Raw genomic sequence first — 6,352 nt, forward strand, 5'->3', positions numbered from 1 at the left:
GACCCACGACCAAATGATCTCCTACATCGATGCGCACAAAGATCAAATTGGGACCTGGCCATCTGCCGAGTTCTTAAACAAGCAGATCGTGGGTTCATCACCTCGCGCGGCTACTGCAAAGGCTCTAGCGGAGTGGAAGCCCCGCCGAGCACTCATGACGCGCCGCGACCAGGCCGATCTCGGATTGGGATGACGCCGAAATGGAAGCGCTCACCGACGGCTACGGAAAGTTATTAAGCCCACACCGCAATGATCGAATCATCTCTGATTCTCGTGGTGCTATCGAGCGTGATGGTGCTAGCGATGTAGGTGGCTGAATAGTTCTTAGCGATATGAGTATCTGAGTGAACAGTGTCCCCGAATTTGAGCTTTTCTACAGTGGCGAGGTTTCTCATGAAGCTGAAGGTTCGCGCAAACTATTTACTTCCCGCCATCCGCGTGGGTACGTTTCGTGTAGCGAATAAGAGAAATGCCTCGTGAGGGTCGGTTCTCGTGAGGGTCGGTTGAAGATGTGCCGGTGTTACCGGGGTTCGGGAAGGCGGAAGGCTGAACGATGGCAACTATTGCTGAGAACGTGGTTGAAACTCTTGGGGCGAGTGGCGTAAAGCGAGTTTATGGCGTTGTAGGAGATTCCCTTAACGGTTTCACTGACGCGATTCGAGATTCAGATATCGAGTGGGTCCATGTCCGTCACGAAGAAGTCGCAGCCTTTGCGGCTTCTGCTGAAGCGGCGCTGACCGGTGAGCTTGCGGTGTGTGCCGGTAGTTGCGGACCGGGAAACCTTCACCTCATCAACGGGCTTTACGATGCTCAGCGGTCACGTGTGCCGGTCCTAGCGATTGCGGCTCAGATTCCCGGTGGGGAGATCGGTTCTGGCTACTTCCAGGAAACCCATCCTGTTGAACTGTTCCGGGAATGCTCGGTCTACGTTGAAGATGTGAGGTCGGCGCAGCAGATGCCGAGGGTTTTGCGGATTGCTATGAGAGAGGCACTCTCAAAGAGGGGAGTGGCTGTTCTCGTTGTTCCTGGTGAGATTTTCCTGGAAACAACGAAAGCTGCCGCCGAGGTAATCGTGGAATCCAAATCGCACCAGGTTCCGGTAGAAGCTGATCTGGTTCAGGCTGCCAAGCTTCTCAATGACTGCAAGAAGGTCACGATCCTGGCGGGAGCAGGCGCTGAGGGCGCGCACAACGAGCTAGTAGCGCTTGCCGATAGGCTGCAGGCTCCCATTGTTCACGCCCTGCGCGGTAAAGAGTCTATCGAATACGATAACCCGTTTGATGTGGGGATGACCGGGCTGCTGGGATTCGAATCAGGGTATCGGGCCATGGAAGCCTGCGATACTCTCTTGATGCTGGGGACTGACTTCCCGTACCAGCAGTTCTTCCCAGAAGATGCCACGATCATTCAGGTTGATATTCGTGGAGAACAGATTGGTCGGCGCACCCCTGTCGATCTCGGTCTGGTGGGTGGAGTCAAAGAAACGATCGACCACCTGCTACCCAAGCTGCAAAAGAACAAGTCGAGCAAGCACCTCAAAGCGATGCTCAAGCATTACGGGAAGACCCGTAAGGACCTTGATGATCTGGCTACGCCTTCGCGTCGCACTATTCATCCCCAATACCTGACCAGGTTGATTGATGAGGGGGCTAGTGATGATGCGGTATTTATTCCCGATGTTGGATCCCCGGTTATTATGGCTTCCCGGCACCTGACCATGAATGGGAAACGGAGACTCATTGGCTCCTTTATTCACGGTTCCATGGCCAATGCCCTACCCCAGGCGATCGGCGCTCAACTCTCTCACCCGGATCGTCAGGTGATTGCCTTGGCGGGCGATGGTGGGCTCGCCATGCTCATGGGTGACCTTCTTACGCTCACAACGTATGACCTGCCGGTCAAGGTTGTGGTTTACAACAATTCTTCGCTGAACTTTGTTGAATTGGAGATGAAGGCAGCAGGGTTCGTGACTCACGGAACCGGTCTCGATAATCCGAACTTTGCTTCCCTTGCGGAGGCGATTGGGATGAAAGGTTTCAGGGTGGAAAAGTCGAAGGACCTGCCCAGGGCGGTTGAGGATTTCTTGGCCCATGATGGCCCAGCGATTCTCGATGTGACAACCGAACGCCAAGAGCTCACCCTGCCTCCCACGATTGATGCCGAGCAGGTCAAGGGCTTCACAATGTACGCAGTCCGTACGGTGCTTGACGGCAGGGGAACCGAGCTCGTCGACCTGGCAAGGGCCAACCTGCGGCAGCTGTTCTAGGTGGGATAACGTTTCCTCACAAACCGGATGGGGAGCTCGCCGATGCTATGTTGCAGTGTCCAAGTGCTTCCCATCCGGGTAAGGCAATGCCTGATAAAACCGCGTCGCGAAGTAGCGCAGTTACGGAGCTTCATGCCCGCCGAGTAGAACCGGCTCGGCGGACATTACTAAACGGGAGACACTCTACGCACTAACCCTGAGAATGTATGTCAGGGTCTTTTCTGGGTTTCCAAATCAAAACTGGAAACGTTCGTCGCATCTGAATGGCTCAGACATTCTGGTCTGTTTGTCACGCTCTGTCCCTTCGAGGCATTTAGCCTCCCGCATGAGCTTCTTCGGCAACACCACCGGCGGTGAGAGTCGCGCCGAAGTCAAAGAACGCGTGCTCGACAAGATGACCGAGTTCCTGGAACGCTACGAACCGCTCGGGTGAGCGGTGCTAACCGCCGGCAACTGCAAGTACGACCAGTCGCCCCAGATGAACTGTACGTAAGCCGCGTAAGGGGGCTGACAGCACTAGCCCTGTGGCACGACAAGCGCTAGCGATGTGGCGTCGCGCCCGCAGATCCGCTAATGTTGTCTCGCCAGCTATTGCAAATGAGAATGATTAGCAATAGGGAATTGTTGGCACCTGAATCATTGGCAACAGCGCCATCACCAGCAGAGTCATCACCAGCTAAGGAGCGGTTCATGCGCGTCCTCCGGGCAACCCGTGCCTCCATCGCGGCTGCGGCCATCGCGGCAACCACCTTCGCCACCGCATCGAGCATCACGGCATCGCTGACGCTCGGCGCGGCCCCTGCCTACGCGGGGCCGGATGACGACCGCAGCGTGGAAACGAAAGCCCACATCGACGCCCCTAAGGTTTTCTGGAATAAGCAAGCTGGCACGTTCGCGATCAACTCGCAGGCCAACGGGAAAACCGTTCCGCTCGAAACCACCGCCAACTGGGTGGGCCGCGGCTACAACGACGACGGCAGCCAAAACTACACGTTCCCCATCACCTCGGACCCGCGCCTGGACTTCCTCGGCAAGGACGGCCAGCTGCTCTATATGGCGCCGCAAGTTCCGGGGCCGGGCAACAGCCCCATCTGGTCCGGTTTCGGGGCGGACACCGCGGTGCCCATCGAGCAGTTCCAGGACGGGAACTTCGCGCTGGAAATGGTCGGCTTCAACGGCCCTGGCCGGATGGAGATGTTCAATTATTCGACGTTCGGTAGCCTGCCGGTGACGCGCCTGTTTTCTTCGCATGACAAGGTTTCGCGCACCGTGTGGCTGGACCCGGGCACGCACACGCACAACATCACGACGTTCACCAAGCCGGGCCGTTACGAAGTCACGTTCGACGCCACCGCCCGCACAACCGACGGCAACTTCATCACGTCCAAGCCCACGACGTTCGTGTGGCGGGTAGGCGGCACCAACCCTGCCGATGAGAAGCTCGGCGACGTCCGCGCCGCATACAACAAAGCGGCCGATGTGGGCGCGAGTGAGGGTGCAGCGGTGCAGGGCGACGCTCAGGAAAGCGCGGCGGAGGGTGCAGAGTCTTCCAGGCCGACGTTCACGATCGCCCCGCACACCGGAAGTGAACGCGACGGCGACAAGAACCTCACCGACCTCACTTTCAACGCCGGCAACAGTGCGGCTGAGGGCACGGTGGTGTTCTACATCGACGGCTACCACCTTGCTGAGGTTCCGGTGAAGAACGGCACCGCGACGTGGAGCGAGATGATCGGCTCGCAGACGTCGAATTTCCAGGCCGTGTTCGTGCCCACCAAGGGTGCGGCCCGCTGGATTAGTGCGCCGCTGAGCGCCGCCACGGGGCAGAAGGCTGTGTCCACGCATGATGCCGGCGAGTTCCCTGAGGAAACCCCTGATGCGCCGGCCGGCGAGTTCTCTAAGGGTGAGGTCACGGTCGGTTCGCGTGATGTGTCCGTGACCGCGCGGCTGCAAAACAACAGCGACCTCATTACCATCGACACCAAGCCAGCCGACGACTCGCTGATCTATAACGTCACGGGTGGCTTCTATGAGGAAGGCTACGACGAGCCGACCTGCCCCGTTGAAGGCGTGAGCGGGCCGGGCCGCCGCACCATCGTGGCGGACAGTGAGTACTGCAAGGGCGAAGGCTACTCGCTGCGCCTCACGCTGGAGCCGCAGCCGCGCGCCGCGATCGGCAACACTGACGTGATCGACCTCGGCCAGGTGAGCGGAACCGGTAAGAAGGTTGAGGCGCGGTTCGCTGGCATCGGCGGCGGTGATGCGCCGGAGCCGGATCAGCCGGAGCCGAGCACGCCAGCGCCGGGCGAGCCAGCGCCGGGTGAGCCTGAGCCGAACCCGGGCGACGACGGAGACGACGGTTCCGACGGCGCGATCCTGGACACGCCTGTGACGATCAACAACGGCCACGTGGACTTGCGTGCCATGGAGGTTGGCGGGAAGTTCTCTGTGGCGTTGGGTGATGATTCGCGTCAGCACGCCAAGGAGTCGGTGCTCCGAACCATCAACTCGACGACCTTGGAGGTCACCAAGCTCGCGAAGGTCAAGCGTGAGGGCAATGTGCTGGCCGATGAGAGCTATGACGTGCTCGGCCCGAAGGGTAGCGAGCTGTATGTTCTGCCGCAGGGTCAGCAGCCTGGGCGTGTGTGGCCGGGCTTCTCGAGTGAGGCTCTGGACCGTGTGAAGTACCCCGAGGGTGCAACCATGACGCTCACCCCGGTGAGCGCGCCTGAGGGCGGTAAGTGGTTCGCATACACCGAGAACCTGGGCGCTATCAGCCGGATGTATGCGTCTAGCGAGAAGACTTCCGACGTGCCGCTTCCTCCGGGCACGCACATGCACACCGCGTGGGCGTTCACGAAGCCGGGAACGTACACGATCGATGTGACGGCCCGCGCCAAGCAGTCCGGCGACGGCGAGCAGGGTGCCCAGGCCCGCAGTGCCGCTGGAAGTGGCAACGATGGGGAAGCGGTTGCTAAGACCCAACGCCTCACATTCGTGGTCGAGAAGAAATCCGCCACCGAAGAGCCAGGCGGCACGGAACCACCGGTAGAGGAACCGAGTGACGAACCGACGGAAGAGCCAACGCCGGAGGATCCAACCGAGCAGCCGACGGATCAGCCAACGCCGGGCGAGCCGGGCGACGAGCCAACTGAGCGACCGAGTGATGACGCGGTGCCGAGCGGGGAACCGTCGCAACAGCCGACCGCGGAACCTAGTACGGAGTCTCCGGAAGCCCCAAGCGCGGAGCCAACGCTGGAAACGGGTGCCGAGCCGAGCGACCAGCCGACGGAGCAACCTTCAGCGGAACCGTCCGACCAGCCGTCTGAGCAGCCAACCGAAGAGCCTTCGGAATCGCCAAGCGCGGAGCCGACGCAGGAACCGGGCGCCCAGCCGTCAACGGAACATCCGAGTGAAAGCGCGGGCCCCTCAGCTCAGCCAGGCGAGGCAGGCGATCGTGCTGGGGCGGGATCCGCATCGGACGCTGGCTCTGACCTAGCGCGCACGGGCGCGGCGGTGTTGGCTGCGGGGGTGATCGCTGGTCTGGCGGTTGCAGCGGGTGTCGTGTTGTTGCTGGTTGCGCGCCGCCGCAAGGGCTGAACCTCTGTTGAAGCGGTGCTGGCGTTCAGGAGGCGCTGGTGGGCGTGGTTTTCATCTTCGGTAGGAAGCCGCGCAGTGTGATGAGCGCGCCGTAAATGACCGAGTACACCGCGAGGCGGTAGAGGAACGTGAGGAAGTCGTTGATCTCGCGGATCTTGTTGCCGTCGGTGTTCACGATGACGTTTTCGCCGCTGATGACTGTTTCGCCTTGCGAGGGTTTTTCGACAACGGCGCTGCCGGAGAGGTATTCACCTTCGTTGAGGAACAGCTTCTCGAACGGCGCGTTGTAGATCGGGTTGTCGGGGACGTCCAGGAATGCGCTGACGACGGCGCCGATCAGGAATAGGTAGGCCCCGTAATTGGTCCACCCGTTGGATGGGAGGAGCAATATCAGGAAGAGCCCGAGGAGAACCCCGGAGGCGACCCACGGGATTTCCAACATCACTACGAGAAGGAGGGCTCTGTTGCAAAAATCGTGAAGCTTGA

At 60.2% G+C, this 6,352-nt stretch carries 4 protein-coding genes; 3 read left to right on the top strand and 1 reads right to left on the bottom strand.

Translation table 11 applies throughout. The features are described 5' to 3' along the window. The 3 genes from HMPREF3175_RS10400 to HMPREF3175_RS07155 all read left to right on the top strand — a co-directional run. A partial coding sequence (locus tag HMPREF3175_RS10400; protein WP_218078893.1) for a hypothetical protein occupies positions 1-193 on the top strand: 193 nt, incomplete at its 5' end. A gap of 360 nt (positions 194-553) precedes the next feature. Next, the gene (poxB, locus tag HMPREF3175_RS07150) at positions 554-2,266 is read left to right on the top strand and encodes a ubiquinone-dependent pyruvate dehydrogenase (RefSeq protein ID WP_070491519.1); all 1,713 of its coding nucleotides are present in this window, start codon (positions 554-556) and stop codon (positions 2,264-2,266) included. 690 nt (positions 2,267-2,956) lie between these two features. Further along, complete coding sequence (locus HMPREF3175_RS07155; RefSeq protein WP_070491521.1) at positions 2,957-5,866, top strand: choice-of-anchor M domain-containing protein; 2,910 nt, start codon at positions 2,957-2,959, stop codon at positions 5,864-5,866. Between the two features lie 25 nt (positions 5,867-5,891). Here the strand turns inward: HMPREF3175_RS07155 and HMPREF3175_RS07160 are convergent. Beyond that, on the bottom strand, positions 5,892-6,352 hold a 461-nt coding region (locus tag HMPREF3175_RS07160; protein WP_218078894.1), incomplete at its 5' end, for a hypothetical protein.

Source organism: Arthrobacter sp. HMSC08H08 (assembly GCF_001807575.1).
Taxonomy (GTDB): domain Bacteria; phylum Actinomycetota; class Actinomycetes; order Actinomycetales; family Micrococcaceae; genus Pseudoglutamicibacter; species Pseudoglutamicibacter albus.